Source organism: Anaerosporobacter faecicola (assembly GCF_012070565.1).
GTDB classification, from domain to species: domain Bacteria; phylum Bacillota; class Clostridia; order Lachnospirales; family Lachnospiraceae; genus Anaerosporobacter; species Anaerosporobacter faecicola.
In genome coordinates, this window is the sequence record NZ_JAAQRO010000024.1 from 93,736 (window position 1) to 114,698 (window position 20,963).

Annotated in this window: 19 protein-coding genes; 6 read left to right on the top strand and 13 right to left on the bottom strand. The window is 35.8% G+C overall.

Going from position 1 to position 20,963, the window contains the following annotated elements:
• Nucleotides 1-81 precede the first annotated feature (81 nt).
• From hydF to HBB17_RS11160, 5 genes are all read right to left on the bottom strand, one after another.
• A complete protein-coding gene (gene hydF / locus HBB17_RS11140; RefSeq protein ID WP_167957572.1) occupies nt 82-1,278 on the bottom strand; it encodes a [FeFe] hydrogenase H-cluster maturation GTPase HydF in 1,197 nt (398 codons plus the stop codon).
• Between the two features lie 14 nt (nt 1,279-1,292).
• Nucleotides 1,293-2,711, bottom strand: a complete 1,419-nt coding sequence (gene hydG / locus HBB17_RS11145; RefSeq protein ID WP_167957573.1) for a [FeFe] hydrogenase H-cluster radical SAM maturase HydG — start codon at nt 2,709-2,711, stop codon at nt 1,293-1,295.
• Between the two features lie 337 nt (nt 2,712-3,048).
• Entirely contained in the window at nt 3,049-4,095 is a 1,047-nt protein-coding gene (hydE, locus tag HBB17_RS11150; protein ID WP_167957574.1) for a [FeFe] hydrogenase H-cluster radical SAM maturase HydE, read from the bottom strand.
• A 162-nt stretch (nt 4,096-4,257) separates the two neighbouring features.
• A complete protein-coding gene (locus HBB17_RS11155; protein WP_167957575.1) occupies nt 4,258-4,527 on the bottom strand; it encodes a TM1266 family iron-only hydrogenase system putative regulator in 270 nt (89 codons plus the stop codon).
• Between the two features lie 300 nt (nt 4,528-4,827).
• On the bottom strand, nt 4,828-5,196 hold the full coding sequence (locus HBB17_RS11160) for a hypothetical protein (RefSeq protein ID WP_167957576.1): 369 nt from the start codon (nt 5,194-5,196) through the stop codon (nt 4,828-4,830).
• A gap of 843 nt (nt 5,197-6,039) precedes the next feature.
• Between HBB17_RS11160 and HBB17_RS20745 the strand changes: the two genes are divergently transcribed.
• From HBB17_RS20745 to HBB17_RS11180, 6 genes are all read left to right on the top strand, one after another.
• A complete protein-coding gene (locus HBB17_RS20745; protein WP_274380785.1) occupies nt 6,040-6,189 on the top strand; it encodes an IS110 family transposase in 150 nt (49 codons plus the stop codon).
• Nucleotides 6,152-6,466 (top strand): IS110 family transposase, encoded by a 315-nt coding sequence (locus HBB17_RS20455; protein WP_274380783.1) that lies wholly within the window; start codon nt 6,152-6,154, stop codon nt 6,464-6,466. Before HBB17_RS20745 ends, HBB17_RS20455 begins: the two co-directional genes overlap by 38 nt.
• 129 nt (nt 6,467-6,595) lie before the next feature.
• Nucleotides 6,596-7,204 (top strand): transposase, encoded by a 609-nt coding sequence (locus tag HBB17_RS20460; protein ID WP_238483735.1) that lies wholly within the window; start codon nt 6,596-6,598, stop codon nt 7,202-7,204.
• A 214-nt stretch (nt 7,205-7,418) separates the two neighbouring features.
• Complete coding sequence (locus tag HBB17_RS11170; protein WP_167957577.1) at nt 7,419-7,838, top strand: hypothetical protein; 420 nt, start codon at nt 7,419-7,421, stop codon at nt 7,836-7,838.
• A gap of 65 nt (nt 7,839-7,903) precedes the next feature.
• On the top strand, nt 7,904-8,263 hold the full coding sequence (locus HBB17_RS11175) for a hypothetical protein (protein WP_167957578.1): 360 nt from the start codon (nt 7,904-7,906) through the stop codon (nt 8,261-8,263).
• A gap of 70 nt (nt 8,264-8,333) precedes the next feature.
• Nucleotides 8,334-9,047 carry an ABC transporter ATP-binding protein gene (locus tag HBB17_RS11180; RefSeq protein ID WP_167957579.1) on the top strand — a complete coding sequence of 238 codons (714 nt, stop codon included), beginning with the start codon at nt 8,334-8,336 and terminating at the stop codon, nt 9,045-9,047.
• Nucleotides 9,048-11,299: 2,252 nt separating this feature from the next.
• Here the strand turns inward: HBB17_RS11180 and HBB17_RS11185 are convergent.
• The 8 genes from HBB17_RS11185 to HBB17_RS11220 all read right to left on the bottom strand — a co-directional run bounded on the left by HBB17_RS11185 (nt 11,300) and on the right by HBB17_RS11220 (nt 20,718).
• Nucleotides 11,300-12,667, bottom strand: coding sequence for a S41 family peptidase (locus tag HBB17_RS11185; RefSeq protein ID WP_167957580.1), 1,368 nt, complete (start codon nt 12,665-12,667; stop codon nt 11,300-11,302).
• Nucleotides 12,668-12,722: 55 nt separating this feature from the next.
• On the bottom strand, nt 12,723-14,723 hold the full coding sequence (locus tag HBB17_RS11190; protein WP_167957581.1) for a serine hydrolase: 2,001 nt from the start codon (nt 14,721-14,723) through the stop codon (nt 12,723-12,725).
• 133 nt (nt 14,724-14,856) lie between these two features.
• Complete coding sequence (locus tag HBB17_RS11195; protein ID WP_167957582.1) at nt 14,857-16,272, bottom strand: sensor histidine kinase; 1,416 nt, start codon at nt 16,270-16,272, stop codon at nt 14,857-14,859.
• A gap of 71 nt (nt 16,273-16,343) precedes the next feature.
• Entirely contained in the window at nt 16,344-17,078 is a 735-nt protein-coding gene (locus tag HBB17_RS11200) for a response regulator transcription factor (RefSeq protein ID WP_167957583.1), read from the bottom strand.
• 125 nt (nt 17,079-17,203) lie between these two features.
• The gene (locus tag HBB17_RS11205; protein WP_167957584.1) at nt 17,204-17,998 is read right to left on the bottom strand and encodes a DUF3298 and DUF4163 domain-containing protein; all 795 of its coding nucleotides are present in this window, start codon (nt 17,996-17,998) and stop codon (nt 17,204-17,206) included.
• Nucleotides 17,999-18,174: 176 nt separating this feature from the next.
• Nucleotides 18,175-19,035: a hypothetical protein gene (locus HBB17_RS11210; protein WP_167957585.1), complete on the bottom strand. Its 861-nt coding sequence runs from the start codon at nt 19,033-19,035 to the stop codon at nt 18,175-18,177.
• Between the two features lie 91 nt (nt 19,036-19,126).
• Entirely contained in the window at nt 19,127-19,615 is a 489-nt protein-coding gene (locus tag HBB17_RS11215; protein WP_167957586.1) for a MarR family winged helix-turn-helix transcriptional regulator, read from the bottom strand.
• Nucleotides 19,616-19,887: 272 nt separating this feature from the next.
• Entirely contained in the window at nt 19,888-20,718 is an 831-nt protein-coding gene (locus tag HBB17_RS11220; protein WP_167957587.1) for a DUF6033 family protein, read from the bottom strand.
• Nucleotides 20,719-20,963 lie beyond the last annotated feature (245 nt).

Below are 20,963 nucleotides of genomic sequence, written 5' to 3' on the forward strand. Positions count from 1 at the left end.
TCGGACAAATTCCTATACGAAGGTATTTGTCCGATAACTTATAACACATCCTATTCACTTTTGCTCATTCTCGTCTACCACTTATATACTCACTTCACCTAAGATTCCATTCAGATAGGCAAGAACCACGCCATAATTCGTCATTGGAATCTGTTTTTCCTTGGCAAGATTGACACGAGACATAACGTATTTGCGATTGAACATGCAGGCTCCACATTGGATAATCAAATCATACTGTTCTAGATTTTTTCCGAAATCCATACCACTGACCATATCAATGGTTAATTCCTGCCCTATACGATTTCTCAGTAACCGAGGTAATTTTTCACGTCCAATATCCTCTTTTAATGGGGCATGGGTACAACATTCTGCAATCAAAACTTTGGACTGTGGAGTAAGAGAATCAATTGCTGCTGCACCTTCTTTGTAATAGTCGATGTCTCCTTTATACGCAGCATACAACATCGAGAAGGAGGTTAGCATACTTTCTTTTGGTTTCTGATCATAGACGGTTCGAAATACTTGGGAATCCGTAATGATTAACTTGGGTGGTTCTACAAGACTATGTAATCCTTGTTCCAATTTGTCCGTTGTTACCGATGTGATGATACATTTCTTATCCAACAATTCGCGAAGTACCTGTACCTGCGGAAGGATCAGGCGTCCCTTTGGGGCTTGAATGTCTTGTGGCATAACTAATAATACGGAATCCCCTTCTTGTACAAGGTTTCTTGTAATTTCTGCCTTCGTCTCTTCTTCTGGCATCTGCTGAACCAATCGTTCAATCAGCAAAGGAATTCCTTCTCTTGTTTTCGCACTAACTAAAACCGGCTTTTGTTTTGTAGCCTTCTGCACAGCATCTACAAATTCATCTGGATTCTCTAGGCAATCCATTTTATTGATTACTGGTATTACAATTGTATGTTTTTGCTCCAATGCATGATACCACATCAATTCTTCCTCGACACCTTTTTCCGTAAAAAGTATTACTGCAAGATCTGTCTTCTGCATAACGACTTCCGTCTTTTCCACACGACTTTTTCCCAGATCCCCTTCATCATCAAATCCTGCTGTATCAATTAACATACAAGGGCCAATTCCTGCAATCTCCATTGGTTTATAGACGGGGTCTGTCGTAGTTCCTGCTACATTAGAGACAATGGATACTTGTTGACCTGTTATGGCATTAATGATGGAAGATTTTCCACTATTTCGTTTTCCGTAAAATGCAATATGGACACGATTCGCAGAAGGGGTTGCATTCAAATTACTATTCATATCGAAGTTCCTCCTTAGAAACGGAAATCACGTTTTCCATGTTCAATATCGTAGATATGTTCTGAGGCAATTCTTCTTACTTTTTCATTTGGAACCTTCTCTAACTCCTTGGCAATCAGTTCATATCCAATCTTCTTCGTTTTATCACTGGCGTAATCTTCAAGATATTCTTTTAAGGTCATTAAAGCATTGGGATGACAACAGTTTTGTATCTGTCCGCTCTTACATAGACTCATAAACCGGTCTCCTGTCCGTCCCTCCCGATAACATGCTGTACAGAAACTTGGTAGATAGCCAATCTCCATTAACCACCGAACAACTTCATCTAATGGTCTTTGGTCGCTTACATCGAATTGTGCTGAATTTTCCTCTTCTGGTTCTTCTTCATAATAACCGCCAACGCTAGTACGAGAGCCGCCACTGATTTGGGAGATACCAAGATGCAATACCTTTTCACGAACCTGTTTGCTCTCTCTCGTAGAGATAATCATTCCCGTATAAGGAACTGCTACACGGATACAAGCTACCAGTTTTTCAAACATTTCATCCGAAATTCCGTTGTCGAATGCATCTGGGTCGATATCATCTGCTCTTTTTACTCTTGGCACACTAATGGTATGAGGTCCCACACCATGAACGGCTTCTAGATGTTCTGCATGCATAAGCAATCCAACGAATTCATAGCGATACAATTCCAATCCAAATAATACACCAATACCTACATCATCGATTCCACCTTCCATTGCACGATCCATAGCTTCTGTATGATACGCATAATTATGCTTTGGTCCTGTTGGATGTAACCGTTCATAGCTCTCCTTGTGATAGGTTTCCTGGAATAAGATATACGTTCCGATTCCTGCTTCCTTTAACTTCCGATAGTTTTCCACTGTCGTTGCCGCGATATTAACATTGACACGACGGATCGCACCATTCTTATGCTTAATACTATAAATAGTCTTAATACACTCCAATATGTACTCCAATGGATTATTCACAGGGTCTTCTCCTGCCTCAATTGCTAATCGCTTATGTCCCATATCCTGTAAAGCGATTACCTCTTTTTTGACTTCTTCCTGTGTTAATTTCTTTCTGGCAATATGCTTATTCTTCGCATGGTATGGACAATAGAGACAGCCATTCACACAATAATTGGATAGATACAAAGGGGCAAACATAACAATTCGATTTCCATAAAAATCTTTCTTAATCTGTTCTGCTAACGCATATAATTCCTGTACCTTCTCTGGGATCTCACAATCTAATAATACGGCTGCTTCCTTGTGGGATAATCCTTTTCTCAGTCTTGCTTTTGCTAAGATTGCATCAATAACTTCTACATTATTCTTGTTCTCCTTGGCATACTTAAGAGATTCTAGAATCTCTTCATGATTAATAAACTCCTCTGCTTGTAATGAATTTACATTATACATCGTTATCGTTTCATCCTTTCTTTTGGGTTAGGAAGGTTCCCCATAGCTTCCCCATTAGTTTCTATATACAAGCTTTCACGCAGTTTTTCTTTGTGTCAGCTATATACGACATTGACATCTATCCTGTGCCTTAGCTTATCTTGCGCCTTTGCTCTTCTTGTGCCTTTTGCTTTTCTTGTGCTATTGTTTTTCTTGTGCCATTGTTTTTTTGTGACATTGTTTTTCTTGTGTCATTGCTCTTCTTGTGTTATTGCTCTTCTTGTGTCATTGCCTTTCATGAATTTCCCCTTACTGGTCATCTTGCAATCATAAATTATATGGTGCAAGGGTCAGAAGGCTATAAATCACAAGTTCGATAATCGCCCCGATCTACGACTAATCGATATCCTATCTTCTCCATGCGACGACTCAAACACAGTCTGCATTCTGCCGCTTCATCTCCTGTACAAATCTTATTGTCATAAAGCATGTATTTCTTCCTTACATCTGTTGGAGAGAGATTTGGCATGACCACATTGGCACCTGCCAAGATTCCCTTCTCTCTCCCCATTGGATGAATTGTTCCTAATGCAGTGGTAGCTGGTAGCAACACACTTGGTAACATAAGACGTAGAATACTGAGTAAACGAAGGGTCATTGCTAAACTTCCCGCCTTCTCATTCGCAAAAGACGTATCCTTATGGGGAATGAATGGACCAATCCCCACCATATGTGGCTGTAAACTACTAATATAATTCAGATCTTCAATAAGGTTATCCACCGTCTGTCCCGGAGAACCGACCATGAATCCACAACCTACCTGGTATCCGATGTTCTTAAGGTGGACAAGACACGCTTTACGATTCTGTAACGATAGGTTACTTGGATGCAATCTTTTATAATGGGCTTCATTTGCTGTCTCATGACGGAGAAGATATCGACTTGCTCCTGCATCATACAATCGTTGATAACTTTCCTTACTTCTCTCTCCAATGGATAAGGTTATGGCACAGTCTGGATACCGTTCGTGAATGATGCGAACCAACTGAACAAGACGCTCATCGGTATAATAGCCATCCTCTCCACCCTGCAATACAAATGTACGAAATCCCAACTCATATCCATTCTTACAGCAAGACAGGATTTCCTCCCTGGTCAAGCGATACCTAGAGGCATGTTGATTGGACTTTCGGATTCCACAATAATAACAATCGTTTTTGCAATAATTCGTAAACTCAATCAATCCACGGGTAAACACGTCATGCCCATAGATTGCATGTCGAATTTCTCTGGCTTTTAGCGCCAGATACTCCTCATTTTCAGCAGTCATTTCTGTTAATAATGTTCTATATTCTTCCCTGGACAGTGTATGTACGTCTGCTAATCGATCAATTATCTCTTTCATCGTTTCCTCTTAACTTTTCTTATTTTATTTTTTACTCTTAATGCGCTTTATTCTCTTGTTTCTTATTTTGGTTTTTATTACTTTCTTCTCGTTTCTGTTTCTTGTTTCTGTATTCCTTTACATAAAACTTTTCATATTGAAAAGCCTTCATAGTAGAGTTGATTAATCTTCCGTGTTTTTTACTCCACTTACATTAGAGTACGCTGTCTTCGCACTAACACCAGTTAATCGACCGATTTTTCCCGTCATGGCACTAATAATATCTTGCGGTGCATCAATGGCGATACTGATGATATTGATCTTTCTTTCCCGATACGGAATTCCCATTCTTCCAATGATATAGGCACCATATTCGTGTAAAAGTTGATTGAGTGCTTCTACAGCATCTTCATTTTCTACAATGATTCCAACTACGGCTACTCTTGTTTCCATTGTGATCTCTCCTTTTGATTAAGCATTCCTATACTTTCTGGTTCTTACTACTTTCTCTACTGCAGCAAAATGTATACTCTAAGCCTTTTGACACCCAAACCCTATTATAGAAAAAGGACCGCTGTAATAAGACATCGTACTATACGATGCCAATATTACAACCGTCCCGTGTATTATCACTTCTGTCTCTACTCCTGTCTTTTGATTCGGAACGTATCCTTACCATCAGTACAATCTAAAAACATATTTATGTATATTCCACTTTTATAACATATGAACTATAAAATATAACTATATTTCTTATTTCTTACGAATTACAATATCAAAATTCCCCTTACAGCTATCACTATCCGTACGTACTTCATAGCTTCCAGCCTCTAATTTCATTACTTTTGTTTCTTCACAATCCGTCGCAAATTCATACAAGATCTCTCCTGTCTCGGTTTGTAAGGTAATGGTAGCCCCGCCTTCTTTAATCTTGCTCTCCACATCAATCTCAACCTTCATCTTCTTGTCCAAAGTAAATCCAACACTATTGGCTAACATCTCTGCTTGTTTCATATTCCGATGCGTTTCTGCCAGAATATCGTTTTTGTCCTTCCATACACTAACAACCATCAAAACTGCAACCAATAGAAATACACAACCAAATACTTTCCTCTTTTGCATCTGTACTACCCCTTTTCTATCAACTAACTCCCAAACAACAATTTTCTACACTGAAATTATACCATAATTTGGCTTGGTAATACAAGCTTTCCTTGTTGTACCGTTGATTAAGTTTTGTATGTTTATGATGCTATCATATTTGTATTCTTAATCTTTTACAAGGATCAAAAACATAAAAACCTAATGGTGTTGTCATAATTGTATTGAGTATAGAATCTTTCCAAAAAATATTAATGAAATGGAATAAGATTAATACTTTCCTTAAATTATTTGGTAACGGTACATTTACATAAAAAGGGAATATTGTTGACCTAAAGACATTTAATAAATAAAAAATACTATAAGATATAAAGCAACTACCATAAATAATATAGATTTAATATAGATTCATATAGTATTATAGACAAATCAAAATCAATTAACATGCAAACACAACACCTTCCTAATATAATAATCTATCTGATACAATTCCATTTTTATTTATTTACTAACTGAATGTTACATTACTAATTATAATCAATAATTATAAGCTTTATATGAGTAAACTCATTCAAACACGTATAATCCAATTATCTCAGATGGTAATTGGATTATTTCCTTTCTCCCAGAAATCTCTGGGTATTCTACTCCATCTCTGATATATTTTGAAAAGGCACTGTGGATCTGTATCTATTTTTTTACAGCTTAGACTGTTATGAGGTGACTCAGACCACAGCTTTTCGTCTATTACTGTTAATCAGTTTGTTAACGCTTGACGTTTTTATTTACGTGATTACACAGCCGAATTCTCTGTGGAAGACAACAGTGCTCAAAATATTCATTAGGAGGTATTGCTCTATGTCAATGTACTTTGTTGGAATTGATATTTCCAAGTACAAACATGATTGCTGCATCATTTCTGCCAGCAATCAAAAAATCATTTCAAAGTTTACTTTTAAAAACAATAAAGCAGGCTTTGAAGAATACTATTTTAAACTCTCTCTCCAATCCTGAGGACATAAAAATAGGGTTTGAATCAACTGCCCACTATGCTCTCAATCTTGAGTTGTTCCTCGAAAACGCTCACCACAGCTTCATGGAAGTTAATCCAGTTCTTATCAAGGAATACAAGAAATCTACATCTCTAAGGCGTACAAAAACCGACTCTGTTGACTGCGAATCAATAGCACGTTGGTTAATGACTGTCGAATACAAACCCCATTCAAAAGGATTTTATCATGCTTATTCTTTAAAGTCACTAACTCGTTTGCGTGATCGTCTAATTCGGTAACGTTCTTTTTATCTCGTAAAAATCACGAATGTATTTGATCATACATTTCCTGAGTTCAAACCATTCTTTAATGAGCGATTATCTAAGACTGCTCTTTACCTACTCGAGAATTATGGTTCTGCTGAAAAAATGGCAAGAATGAATTCTGCTTCATATGATAAGCTTCATTCTATTTCAAGAGGCAAGTTTTCACCACAGCAATTCCTAAGATTGAAAGATCTTGCTGCTAATACTGTCGGCGTAAACAACTCTATTTTTGATGTTGAGCTAAGCAGCTTGCTCACACTCTATAAAACCCTTTCTAAAGAAATAGAAAACCTAGAATGTGAAATCAACAAACTTGTTGCCGAAGTCCATCCGCATTATATGTCCATTCCTGGTATTGGTCCCATATCAGCGGCAGTCATCTATTCTGAATATGGTGATATTCCAAATTTTTCTAATCCAGGACAAATGCTTGCATTTGCTGGAATTGAACCAGGAATTAACGATTCAGGAACCGAATCACACGGAGGAAGAATGGTAAAACGTGGTTCTTCTTCTCTTCGATACGTCCTGATTAATTGTTGCCTTCCTCTAATCCGTTTCGATATGACATTTGCTGCTTACTATGCCAAGAAACGCGAAGAAGGCAAGCCAGACAGAGTTGCTATAACTCATGTCGCAAAGAAGCTTATCAGAGTCATCTATGCATTAGAGAGGCAAGATATTGACTATAATGCTTCATTGATCCGCTAATATCTCAATCTTTATAAGATTATTTGCTTTTATTTTTTTTATTTTAATTTTAATATCAAACTCCAATTCCAGTTCCAAAGCTTCCAAAACAAAAAATGCGTTATGCAGTTTACATATATAGTAATATATTAAATTTTATTGACATTTTATCACTTGTGCAGTAAAATATTGACATTGGTGGGAAGGTATTTCATTTGATTAAGGAGGATTACATATGGAACACACAGTAAATATTAGTCAAGAAGAAATGAACACTATTACAAAATTAAATTTCATAAACTACGCAAAGCAAAAAGTTATTTATGCACTGGCATGGGAATGGGTTGTTTTAATTATTTTAGGTGCTATAGTAGTGGGTGGTACTGGAATAGTTCTATATAATACTTATACAGAACACGAAGAAAAAATGGCAGCAATTCAGTATGCCACAGATAAGGGACATGAGTTAGACATGTCGTTCACTAATGGTGCAGAATTAACTTTTAATGTAACAAAAGGTAAAACACCTTCGATAAATCTTGATGGAAAATCTGTTTCAAGAATTAGAGTAATACCACGATATTCATCTCCTGAGAGATATGTACAACCAAATGGAGTAATAATTACACCAGATTCAATACTGGAGAATATGTAAATTATATGCATATTAATTAGCTAACCAGCTGCTAAGCCTTCCCACTTTCTTAATGGAGGTATATTATGAAAAAAAAAGAGTATAAACATTTGTTATTAAAAATTTTTATTTATTTTGTTATATTTATGACATTTTTTTGTGGAAGTTTATTTTTTATTAAAAATAACATGCACGCAGTTTCACCTTATAGTTTTGACAAAGCATTGGAAATTGGACAGAGCCAAATAATAGATTATTACTTTTGTGGAATATTAATGAGAAGAACCTTTATGAATGTAAACATTGGAGGAGCACTTTTAGATTTAACATTCAAAGACTATCCAATCTTTTATATTATGCCATTTATAATTGCAGCCTTAATGACCATTATTTCAGCTATTTTAGTGAAGTTAATAAGAATCTATACAAAAAAAATTGAATTATAAATGCTATTCAACATAAGAGATTTAAATAATTTCATATTTTTGTAATATAGATTATTTGGAGGAATTAACTATGACATATGATATTAAGATTGAACAATTTTCGTTTGCATACCATAAAAATAATTACATACTAAAAGATATTAATCTTAATATTCTTAGTGGGTCTTGCATTGGATTAGTTGGTAGCAATGGAAGCGGTAAAACTACATTAATTAAATGCATATTAGGTGAATTATCAGGGAATGGATTAATATCTATTCTTGGTGAAACACCTGATATAACTTCAATACCCTTTAAGAAAAAACTTGGCATTGTAATGGACGATGATCTTTTATTAGATTATCTTACCCTTAATGAATATTTACATATAATCGGAAAATTGTATGGAATCTTAGATGAAAATCTGAATGAATTGATTACATACTGGCTAAACTACTTTAATCTGATTGAGTTTCAATACCGTATTATAAAGTTTTTTTCTCATGGAATGAGAAAAAAAGTACAAATAATCGGTGCAATTATACATAAACCAGCTGTTTTAATTATTGATGAGCCTACTAACGGACTAGACATCGAAATGATTTATTTGTTAAAAAAGGCAATTTTAGAATTGAAAAAAAACGGGACAACTATCATAGTTTCTACTCATATTTTAAGCTTTGTAGAAGATGTATGTGATGAAGTAGCAATTTTATCTAAACATAGTATTCAATTGCAAAAAAGTATTGAATACATAAAGAAAAACTCCAGTTTAGAAGATACCTTTCTTAAATTAATCCAGTAGGAGGATTACATATGCCATATAACTATTTATTAAAGAAAAAATACTACTACATCAAAAATTTATTACGTATTTTCATTATAAAAAATACAGTTACTTTTCTATCATTTTTTATTATGCTAATTGTAGGATTTTATTTACTGTTCACTAGCCTAATGGATAACTTCTCCAACTTGCATTTTAGAGAACATATTTATTTTATAGACATGCTTCCTTTTTTAGGGAAGAGTTTGGTTATAATAGCAGCGATTATGGCGTATTTTATTTTGTATTTTTCTTATAAGTCCTCTCTAGAAGAGTGGATGCTGTTACAATATACCCCTCTATCCTGCAAGCAAGTATATTTTTTTTCTGTTGGATTTTACACAATTATAGTACTTGCTATAATTTTATTATTATTCGTTTTTGTATTACTACTTATGCAAGCCTCTTTTTCTTTTATTATACAAATGGTGTATACCCTTTTTACATTATGCTTAGGACTTATTCTATTTCCTATCGCTTTATTTTGCATATTAAAAACGAAGTATCAGAATCAACTTATATACCAGATTCTTTCACTTATTATAATCATATTATTTTCATTTCCTATATTATTATATTTAAGAACAAAAGATTATCAAATTACTACTCTTTATATACTAATTAATATTCCACTTATATTTGGAGTCATCGTAAATTACATATTTCGCAAAAGACAGTTTATGATAAACTCCTCTACAGTATTACGATTCTCAAGAGAGTGTCATTCATACAAAATTACTTATGTAATTCAATCAATACTAAAGATTGAAGTTCTACGTAACAAAAAATACCTTATCGAATTGTCAATTATTCCTTTTGCTTGTAAGTTCATATCTGATCTGTGTAATTTTCCTATAAACGAGTCCATCCTTTTTATATTGCTCGCATTATCAAGTACCTTTTTTATAGGTATCTCAAATAGCTATGAGACAATTTATAAGTATTTTCCAATTAATCAATTTTTTTTATTTATCGCTCGCATAGTCTGCGGTTTAACATGGGGAATGCTAGAATATAGTCTGTTCTCATTCATATATCCTTCATTGTTTAGTATAAAAAATATTATACTTTTCATAACTTGGATATTGTTTCTCATGTTACTTGCTAATGTACTTAAAATTCCAATGATTAAAAATGGAAAAGAACATGTAGTATTTTATCAACTTATAAGTTTAATAGCGAGTATTTATTTGCTATTTATTAATATTGTACATACTTTTTTAATAGAGAACTGGAAGCCAATTCCACAATTGCAGTTAATAACAAATTTTATATTAGTATTTGTTTTGGCTTGTATTTCTATTGCCAATGACTCCAATATACAATTGTAATATAATAAGCAATTATATGAGGTAAATATGAAAATATATAAATTTGATAAATATAAAATTAATACAGGTATACTATTTTCAAATAATTATATATTAGATGAACGGATTAATCAGAAAATTATAATTGATGACCATGAAAATAAAAAACTTATTAAACTAATATTTAATAATTACAGTATAAAAAACTTGTTACATGATAGTGACATTAATACCCAGTGTCTAAAAGAATTACTTAATACATTGTATCTTTTAGATATAATATGTTTTATTAGACCCTATAGCAATAAATGTTTTTTTGAAAAGAATATATTTATTATGACAGTTAAAACTATTGTATCATACATGCTAAGATTCATTCCATTTATTGTCTGTTGTTCTAATTTAGGGATGCTCTTAAACACTAAGTTGAATAAAATAATTTATATTGTTATAACATTTATTATAATGTGTTTTGTTCATGAATTTTCACACATATATTGTTACTTCATATGTAACTCTAAAAACTTAGAATGCTACTTTAGAATTAATGCTCTTAATATACAATTAATAACAAATAAAACCAATAAAAAAAATAGTCGTTTAATAGCTTGTTTGGGTCCATTATTAGCAAGTACATGTGGATTAATTCTATTTTTAATAATTCATGAACCAATAATATTAGGATTTATATTTATTCATTTGTCTATGTTACTACCGTTTTTCAATGATGGAAAAATAATATGGAGCTAAACGTAATTTGCTATCTATTTATATAATTAATCAGAAAGTTCATAATAAGTCAATTTGAGAATTACAATCCCAATATAATTTCTCCGACAATCTATTAAATTCTTAACGCATACATTGATGCCAACTATGCTAATGAACTTACAATGCTCTCCTCACTGACAACAAACAATATCAATTCGGACAAACCATATTCTCCTTCTCCAAGTCCGCGCGTACAGAGAATACCGTCGTTGCATAATGCAAACGGATTCCTGTATTATGCAGAACTACATCACTGCTGCCATCGGTACAGGTACTTCCGCCTCCTGTTGGTTCTCCCATCACCTTGCCAAGATCTAAGGATTTGTATACTGCTGCAAAGTGCCCACAGGTGGAGAAACAGCCTCCATCAATCCATAGTTCTGTTTCATACTTCAAACTGGTCTGTTTTGGTTTCACGGTCTTTCCATAGCCCAGTAGTTTCATCGTAAGAGGTAGTTTGCTTTCAAAATACGAGTAGGGTTCCGTGATCAAATAACTTAATAACTCCTTTGCCATCTTCGCATCACCGCCAAAGTTACCTCGTACATCAAGAATTACCTTCGTTATACCTCGTTCTTCCACCTCACGAAAGAATTCTTTTAAGAATGTTTTGAATTTAGTCTTTTCTTCAAAGAATACACGAATCCGCAACGTAGCAGAATCTTTTTCAAAGGTGGAACTATAATAATCTCCATCTGCATACATTTCTTTGTGTAAGTCCCAAGCATTGGTATTCCACTCTTTGTTCCATATTGCCTCCACTTGTTTTGTAACAATTGTTCCGTCCTTCTTTTCCAGTACCACATCATACGTATGGGATTGCTCGACGAAATCATAATATTTTATTTGGAAACAGGCATTGGCTATATATTGCGCCACTGCCTCATTATCGCCATCTCTACTTATATTGTCTACGATTGTCTCAATAATCTCGCCTGCCTCCACTCCATTAATGGATTGAATTATATTGCCTTCTTCTACGCCATATTCCGTATTCGACTCTTTCACCATGATGCAATCTTCCTGAAGCGAAACAGCAATTGGGAAGAAGATGTTCTTTCCCTCCCTACTTTTTTGGAGTGCCTGTGATATGCTTAGATTCGTATGCCCACAACGGACTTGTACCACCAATGGGTTGATCAGCCGATAATAGGCTTCCTCTGTCATTGGTTCTGTAATCTGCTTTTTCACCTGATCAAATGCTTCCCGTAATACCTCTTGATCCGTATAATACATGGGCGATTGCCCAAACAGCACCTTTTCTAATTGCTTCAAATCTTCCTTCAGTTCTTGTACAGTATATTGCTTGGTCGGTGCATTGGCAATGGATACATACTTTCCAAAGTATCCAAAAACTATTGCTAGTAACATGATAAGCAGGACTCCTACCTGGCTTTTTAGAAACCATGGTTTCTTCCACTTCTTTTTCATGCATTTTCGAAGAATGGCTAATAAAATCCCCTGTACGGCCAGAACAATGATTCCTGGGATAATACGGTCCATATAATATACAATCATTTTGCACCCTCCTTATGAACGGTTTCTCTTTTGTAGATACCTCATACATGAATGGTTATCTAGCAACTTGAAATACTCCCCAGATTAGTAAGACAATTAACATAAGAATCGAGATTCCACCATAGAGAATGGACCAAATCTTTTCCCATTTTATAAAAGCATGATTTTTTACTGCTTTCACAACTTGCAGGATATTCCCTAAGAATAAAACGATTCCGAAGATTCCGTTTCCAATTAATTGCGGTTGAATCGCTCCAAAACGATCTTCTCCAATTATCCGAGATGCGATTATAACAATATTACATACAAGTACCAGCCAAATACCTTCTAATATATATAGCATGCCATAACGTTTCCCTTTTTTACGAAATAGTGCAATAACAAGAAGAATTAATGTCAGAATAAAAAGGATTGCCCATGCCCCTATTCCAATATAGGAAAAGATATAACGCCCTTTTTGCTGCGTAATCTTTTGATATCCTTGAATGTATGTATACTGTACCACTTTTCCATCTTTTACTGTGAAATAACTCTTCTGTCCATCTTCTTCATTCTGGTATAGATATGGTTTGATTTGACGATACGTTTCTCCATCAATACGAATTTCTTGCTCATTCACATAGGAAACTTTCAAATCGTATGGCTGTAATAGGTATATAATCTGCGTAATTCCACTATGAATTCGACGTGGAGCCACATAGGTACCAACTACTTCCTTCGTACTAGGTAGATTTGCTTCTGGTTCTTCTAGGTTAACTTCTTTATCCCTTACCATCTTCCAACCAACCTGATGGACCATTTCGTCACATGGCGTACCTTCTGTATTCCCTACTACTGCAATTGCAAAATCTTCTTCTGGTACCACTGCAAAAAATGTAGAGAAATTATTGGTTCCCCCATTGTGCCAATAGGTTTTGTATTCTCCATCATATTCAAAAAAGCCATGTCCAACTCCTGCGATATCCTTATTTGCCGTATACGTTGTGGAGAATAACTCCTCGTAGGTCTGTGGCGACTTGAATAAGCCCGAATTCTTGTCAAGTAAACCAATTGCAAAGTTACCTAGTTCTTCTACTGTCCCATTCGCTTCTCCAGCCGGATACATCGGTATATACGTGAATTGTCCTTCTGTTAAACGACCCTCATTAAACTCATATCCCTTTGATTTCTTAGCAAATAGATCTGCTTCATCATCATGAACGATACTCATGGTTACCTGTTTCATCTGTAATGGTTCAAAAATCTGCTCTCTTACATAGTCATATTCCTCTTGACCTGCAATACACTGTACCAGATATCCTGCAAGCCCCGCACCGTAATTGGAGTACGAGCAGATTTCCCCTGGTTCATTAATCTGCTGCACCTTATGTTCCTCTAATGCGGTTCGAAGGTCCGTATAATTATCTTTTCTAGTAAATAAACCAATCCAGTAATCATCAAACCCTGCGGTATGGTTCATAAGATTCATCATGGTAATTGGTGTTTTACTGCTTTGTGGCACCTTAAAATCCGCTGGTAGATACGTTTGAATTGGTTCATCTAGATCAAGTTTTCCTTGCTCCACCAACTGCATCGCACTTACCCAAGTAAAAAGTTTGGTTACAGAGCCATACTCAAAAACCGTGCTAGTTGGATCGACTGGAATATGGTTTTTGGCATTTCCATAACCGTATCCCTTTTCAAAGACAATTTTCCCATCTTTCACTACCGCTACTGCTCCACCTTGTACACTTGTCCCAATATACTTATCAAACAAGGCATCCAGCTCGGTTTCTAGATCTTTCCCTTTGATTCCAGAAGGGGTTTCCCAATCCGTTGTACGAACTGCCTCATTCGCTTCCGTTGTTTCCCCTTTACTAACGTCTGTTGTCTCTACCTCCCCTTGTAGTACTCCACCTGTTGTCACGTTCCTAGTCTCATGCATCTGCTCTTTCGTCATCGCGAAAGCTTTCCTCTGGTTTTGGAAAACTCCCACGCTTCCTAGTATCATACATACAATCAACCATCCGATCATGTAGAAACGGATCATTCTTTGCTTACGAATCCTTCCTTGCATTCTTCCAACCTCCTGCTATCTTTCTTTATGAATGCTATTATACGATAGGAATCTTACAAGAATCCGTAAGCAACCTTACAAGAACCTTAAATAACAAATAAACATTTGGTGGAATAAAATGTTCGACTATTGTTTAGTGTTTTGAGGAAAACGTCAGAACAAATCGACACCCTTCCCCCATCTTCGTCTCCAGTGCGATGTCTCCACCATGCGCTACCACGATTTTCTTTGCTATGGCTAGTCCAAGTCCACTTCCTCCTGTCTGGGAGTTTCGTACTTGGTCGGCCCTTGCAAATGGTTCAAAACACGTCTTCGCTGCTTCCTCATCCATACCAATTCCATCATCTGCTATCCAAACAATCACTTGAGGCCCCTCTCTTTTTACCCCTATGGTGATCTTGGTTCCACAACCATGATATTTGCACGCATTATCTAGTATATTGTGAAGGACACGAGTCATTTGCTTGCTGTCCATATCCATACGAATCTCTTCTTCTGGAATACATGCCTCTAATTCTAACTTCTTTTCCTCTAGCAAAGGAAGGTACTCTGCGGCTAAAACCCGAAGGAATTCACATAGATCCATCTCTTCTTTTTCTAACGTAAAATCTGCACGGTCTACTTGTGAGTAAGCGAATAAGCTCTGAATCAGCTCATTGGCACGAACGCTATTCCGATAGATACAATCCATATAATTCTCTTGTTGTTCTTTGGTTAATTCCGCATGATTTTGATATAATTCTGCATAACCTTGTATACTTGCCAATGGATTCTTCAGATCATGAGAAATATCTCGAACCAATTGCTTTCGATTCTCCATTGCCTGCTTATTCAACTCTTTCTGTCTGTCTAATTCTCCTTCCATATGAATGAGAGCTTCCTTAAACTCACGGAACTCCTTAATTCTGAATTGGTAACGACTTAATACTCCATTCTCACCTGCGCCAGATTCGATGCTTCTGGTATATGCCTGAAGAACATGCATAGGTTTCACAAAGGATCTTGCTGTATGCTTTGCATATAAGATTGCACTACATACCACAAGCAGCCCATAACCAAGAATAGTGGCGATCACCAAGAAAGAAAAGAAATTAAAATTCCTTGATATTGCATTATATTGGAGTATAATTTCAATTCGAATGGAAACAGGAAATGTCACCATCAACCAAAATCCCTGCTGCTCATTGTATTCCACATCTCGATGATAATCAGAATGAACATCTGTCGCTTTCATAAGGAATTGGGTAAACTGGTTCATTGTAAATTGGTGAATCTGTACGGTATCCACACCAGCTATATGTACTACTGTAAGGTCATCATAGATAATGTCAATGCTACCATTGTTGGCAACCACCTCTTCTGTTGGAATCTCCTCCACCCGATCTTTCATAATAGAGGCAGCCGTGTACTGGTTACTTTTTACGCGGTCCTGAAAGATCTGTGCGAATAATCCCAGTACAAGATACGGTATAATGATCAACAAGGTAGAGGTAATTACAATAAATAAATAGCATCTCCATAAATAACTAGATATTGTTCTTGTTTTCATACGTCACCCTCCCTTCGCTAATTCGTAGCTTTCTTTCAACATCGGTTTTTCCTCACATAAGAATCCTACTATCAATCTTGCTCCAATTCTCCTTGTGGGGCATCTAATTTATATCCAATTCCTTTTTTCGTAACCAGGTATTCTGGTGTTTTTGGATTTGTCTCAATCTTATTCCGTAATCTTGATAAATGTACCATAATGGTATTGTCATCGTATAGATACTCCTCCTGCCAAACTGCCTGGTAGATTTGCCGCTTGGTCAGTACTTTACCCTTGTTCTCCATAAAGAATTGTAGCAACTGGTATTCTTTCGCATTGAGCGATACGAGTTCCTCTCCTCTGGTCACTACGCCTGTCTGCGTGTTCAGTGAGAGTTTTCCACAAGCCAGAACATTTTTTTCAGTCTTATCCACAGTTGTTGTCTTGTCCTGTTGTATACTGTTTCCTTTCTCCAGATGCCTACATTGCACTGCCACACGGGCACTTAATTCCGCCATTCCAAAGGGTTTTACGAGATAATCATCTGCTCCCTGTGATAATCCTGCTACTTTATCCATCTCTTCCCCTCTTGCCGTTACGAAGATAACTGGCATATCACTTGTTTCTCGAATCTTTCGAAGAAGAGAGAATCCATCCAGTTTTGGCATCATAACATCAAGTAACGCCAGATCAATCTGTTCTTTCCCTAGAATCTGCCACGCTTCAAATCCATCTGCCGCTTTTTTCACGGCATATCCTTCCATTAACAGCTGTTCTTCAATCATGTTGCGAATATCCTCTTCATCCTCTGCTACTAGAATTGTCATATGCATTTCCCCCTTTTTACTCTTTATATCATAGTGGCCTTTGCTTGTCAAAAAAAGACCGCGATTCCATTCTCTATTCTCTGAATGAAACCGTGGTCTTCTTAATAAGAGTAACTTCGTAAGAACTACCGTAAGTCAATCTTAAAGTATTTTGTAGTCTTATAAGGAATTTTTCCTGTAATGACACCAGCTGCATAAGGAGCAATCTCATACTGCTGGTAATAGAATACAATTCCCGAACCAGTTAGATAGAAGTTCTTATTCTTAACGCCTGCTGTTTTCTTCACATAATCTAATGCATCAGGAAAGAACATGTCTTTGTCTTTCTTAATCTTTTTCTCAAATACACTTACAATACGACTTTTGATCTGCTTGTCCGTTCCTGCCATGATGTTCTTCACGGTTAGCTCTTTACCCGTATTCAGATCAAATGTATGGGATTCGCAATATGGTGTACCATGCGCTCCCATACAATACGCATATCCACTTCCTAATATACTGATATAACCATTCTTATTGTATTTCACTTTGTATCCATACTCGTCGCTATAATATCCATCTACATCATTATTTTCCACGATAAATTTTGCATCTTCAAGATCTTCTTTGCTTGCCTTAACCCATGCTTTTTGCTTTTTCTCATAAAATGCATTGATCTTCTCAATTGCTTCTGAATCTCCTGTTAAGACTGGACGAACGTATTTTACTGTTTTGTAGATCTTACCGTCCTCTGTCTTATACTCTTTCTTATACGTCTTTGACTTTACTTCCACCGTGGTAATCGTTTCTGATTTATCGGTACTCATAACGACTGCCTGTGTTTGCTCATTCTTTGCTTGTGCCGTTACATCACAAAATGGTAATGCTGCCATTGCCAATGCACATACGACACCGATTTTTGCATATGTACGTCTTCTCATGTTTCTTCCTCCCTAAGGGTTTCCCCTTTTTATGACCCTTATTTAATTCAAATGTTAAAGATCTTGTCACACTTTTGTTCTAACAACACTCCTCATCTTACTCGTTAAATAAAAAATGTCAAGGCAGAACCCCCACTATTAAAGGAAATGTAAAAAATTCTTAAGAGATTGCCGATCTACTCCTTAATCCAACTATACACTTTAATCATATAATATACGATTGGTATTAACAGTAATGGAAAAAGAAATGTTTCTAATAAGGTTATGTATGCTCCATTAATTCGCATGAATACGGTCATCGCACTCACCGCTGATACCATGGTTACGGCTTTCGTGATCAGTATAATTCCTAACAGATATCCCCACTTGCTCTTTTTGTTCAGCAGAATACCTGCTACAATACAAGACGGTACTATAAAACCAAGATCCAATGTCTGGATTCCCAATGTGGAATAATGTTCTAACCCCACTGGTGCCTTATTCGTTCCAATCGTAGGAAGTATTCTACCTAACCACATAAGCCCCAGAATTCCACCTACAATCCAGAGAATATTGCGCAAAGATTGTTCATGAAACTTGCTTGCATACTTTTCACATAATTTCAGTTGATTGATTTCATTGATGCTAAGTAAAAAAGTATAAAAGCTAAGGATCATCAACAATAAGTAAATTAAATATAAGTCATTATACACAATCAAAAAGGAGTAAGACATATAGGTATATAGAATATACGCTGTAGTTCCCACAAGTAGGAATAACCCTTTGTCCTTTTTTTTCTTGATAAGATAGAGGGATATACACAACAACGGCACCCCAAGAACCAATGTTACAAAATCCTGTGCAACCGCTTGTGAACCCATGGATAAGGAATCTCTCGCATAGATTCCTTTGTTATATAATTCAATGGTTTCTCCATATACAGACCGAATTGCTGGAAATGCGGTAGCATTCCTACTGAACAATCCCACAAATGTAGCAATCCCTAATAAGATTAGAATTAGCGTCGTTAATATCTGAATTATCTTTTTATTCTTCATAACATCACTCCTGTAATTTTTTGTTTCTTCTTTTGTATCTTTCTATGTCTCCCCTGTTTAATACCTAACATACCTTGTTTCTATCAATTCTCTATGATTCATCACGCGTTTTTACAAAATACTGTTCCAAATGATCGATTCCCTTCATCATCTTAATACTAAGTTGGTAGTATTGTCTGATCTCCTCTTCTGTAAAATCTTGATAGATGATCTCATGCATTAATTTACGGTATTCTTCCCGTTCTAAGGTATATTGCTTTCCTTTTTCTGTTCTCACGACACAGACTGCTCTTGCATCAGCGGATGATTTCTCTAAGGTTATATACCCATCTCGTTCTAGACAACTGGCAATCTTCTTAACATTCTGCCTGGAGCATCCCATGACTTCTGCAAGAGAAGATAGTGCAGGTGGCTCACTAAATACTTCGCACGCAGCCAACAAGAGCCACTGCTTTACAGACATATCGTTATATTTATCAAATACCGCATGAAGTCTGTTTTCCTGTATAAAGATACCTGCAAATAAAAGCTTTTTCATCCAAACTGGATCTTTTCCCATGGTTTCATATTTGCTATTCATTAATTATCCTCCATTGAATCACATTCAAATAGGTAACTTGTTACCATTATTATAGTAACAAGTTACCTATTTGTCAAATGCTATTATATATTTATGTTCTTACACAAACGAAACACCTTGGGCATTTCCTCATACCTTTGCTTGTGTAACCATAAAAAACACCTCCTTTTTGTATATACCTATACATAAAAGAGATGTTTTTCAATTACTATATAATACTTTTACAATCGTTTCATAAATTATGTTTATTATGTATTGCATTCTATACAACCCTAGATTGTATAATCAAAAGATTGTCCTACTGCCTTTTCCGCATCAGTTCGCACATAACTTGTACGCTCGTTAATCTGGTATTCTTGTATTTTTTTCATTAATTCTTCTATAGAATTGGCTGATATGGTTACCGTATCTTCCACATCCACTTTTTTAGCTTCTTTCCGTTCCGATAGTTTTTCCGCCTGGTTCTCTTTTGCTTCTTCCTTTTGTGCCTTCTTTTCTTCTGCTTTCTTATCCGCTTTCTTCTCTTCTGCCTTTTTCGCAATTCGTTCTTTTTGAGCAGCGGCTGATTTGCTTAACACTGCAAAATAAGAAGCATTTCCACTTTTATCAATGGTCATTCCATAGGATGTAACCTGTGTGGATGATTGATTTATATTCGAAGTCAATTGAGACATTGATGAAGCACCATTACGAATGACACTTTCAATCTGTTCTCGGTATGTACTGTCTTCTTCCATCTTCTCGATTTTGTCTGTATCAATTAACACAGTAAGACAACCAGGTGTTGCAAAACTTGCCTTATTCATCTGTGCCTCTTCCTTCTTATCGGAAGCGACTAATACGAAATTCAGATTTCCGAATTTCTTCTTTAATGCGTTATAATAATCTAACGCTTGATCTGTAAGTTTAGCATCCCCATAGGTTTTTGTGCCTTTAACTGATTTTGCGCCTTCTTTTTCTGTTGTTTCCGTTGTCTCTGTATTGCTGGTACTGTTACTCTTCTTGGTATCTTCCGTCTTGGCATTCTTGTCTGTTTTCGATACAAACTGTTGCGCAGAATACCCATTACTTGCTAGATAACTTGCTTGTTCAATATGGCTCATTCTACATTCCTCCTTGAAATAAAGCATCCTATCGTTTTTTCTACTCACCTTATGTATCGGAATATTTTGCAAATTGTATTAGTGCAATTCAAGGAGCGATGTTTTAGTAAGATTAAGAAAAAGCCATATTGCTAAACAAGAGAGGAACCGACGCTCCTCTCTTGTTTTTATACAATATAGCTTTTTACTCAAACTTGGCACATACTCATTCTAAATAATTAAGCGTTAAGTCTGAGACCTTAATT

What these genes read in the sequence shown, in the direction of transcription:
- hydF (WP_167957572.1), bottom strand. Translation starts at nt 1,278, where the DNA reads ATGAATAGTAATTTGAATGCAACCCCTTCTGCGAATCGTGTCCATATT.
- hydG (WP_167957573.1), bottom strand. Translation starts at nt 2,711, where the DNA reads ATGTATAATGTAAATTCATTACAAGCAGAGGAGTTTATTAATCATGAA.
- hydE (WP_167957574.1), bottom strand. Translation starts at nt 4,095, where the DNA reads ATGAAAGAGATAATTGATCGATTAGCAGACGTACATACACTGTCCAGG.
- HBB17_RS11155 (WP_167957575.1), bottom strand. Translation starts at nt 4,527, where the DNA reads ATGGAAACAAGAGTAGCCGTAGTTGGAATCATTGTAGAAAATGAAGAT.
- HBB17_RS11160 (WP_167957576.1), bottom strand. Translation starts at nt 5,196, where the DNA reads ATGCAAAAGAGGAAAGTATTTGGTTGTGTATTTCTATTGGTTGCAGTT.
- HBB17_RS20745 (WP_274380785.1), top strand. Translation starts at nt 6,040, where the DNA reads ATGTACTTTGTTGGAATTGATATTTCCAAGTACAAACATGATTGCTGC.
- HBB17_RS20460 (WP_238483735.1), top strand. Translation starts at nt 6,596, where the DNA reads ATGGCAAGAATGAATTCTGCTTCATATGATAAGCTTCATTCTATTTCA.
- HBB17_RS11170 (WP_167957577.1), top strand. Translation starts at nt 7,419, where the DNA reads ATGGAACACACAGTAAATATTAGTCAAGAAGAAATGAACACTATTACA.
- HBB17_RS11175 (WP_167957578.1), top strand. Translation starts at nt 7,904, where the DNA reads ATGAAAAAAAAAGAGTATAAACATTTGTTATTAAAAATTTTTATTTAT.
- HBB17_RS11180 (WP_167957579.1), top strand. Translation starts at nt 8,334, where the DNA reads ATGACATATGATATTAAGATTGAACAATTTTCGTTTGCATACCATAAA.
- HBB17_RS11185 (WP_167957580.1), bottom strand. Translation starts at nt 12,667, where the DNA reads ATGATTGTATATTATATGGACCGTATTATCCCAGGAATCATTGTTCTG.
- HBB17_RS11190 (WP_167957581.1), bottom strand. Translation starts at nt 14,723, where the DNA reads ATGCAAGGAAGGATTCGTAAGCAAAGAATGATCCGTTTCTACATGATC.
- HBB17_RS11195 (WP_167957582.1), bottom strand. Translation starts at nt 16,272, where the DNA reads ATGAAAACAAGAACAATATCTAGTTATTTATGGAGATGCTATTTATTT.
- HBB17_RS11200 (WP_167957583.1), bottom strand. Translation starts at nt 17,078, where the DNA reads ATGACAATTCTAGTAGCAGAGGATGAAGAGGATATTCGCAACATGATT.
- HBB17_RS11205 (WP_167957584.1), bottom strand. Translation starts at nt 17,998, where the DNA reads ATGAGAAGACGTACATATGCAAAAATCGGTGTCGTATGTGCATTGGCA.
- HBB17_RS11210 (WP_167957585.1), bottom strand. Translation starts at nt 19,035, where the DNA reads ATGAAGAATAAAAAGATAATTCAGATATTAACGACGCTAATTCTAATC.
- HBB17_RS11215 (WP_167957586.1), bottom strand. Translation starts at nt 19,615, where the DNA reads ATGAATAGCAAATATGAAACCATGGGAAAAGATCCAGTTTGGATGAAA.
- HBB17_RS11220 (WP_167957587.1), bottom strand. Translation starts at nt 20,718, where the DNA reads ATGAGCCATATTGAACAAGCAAGTTATCTAGCAAGTAATGGGTATTCT.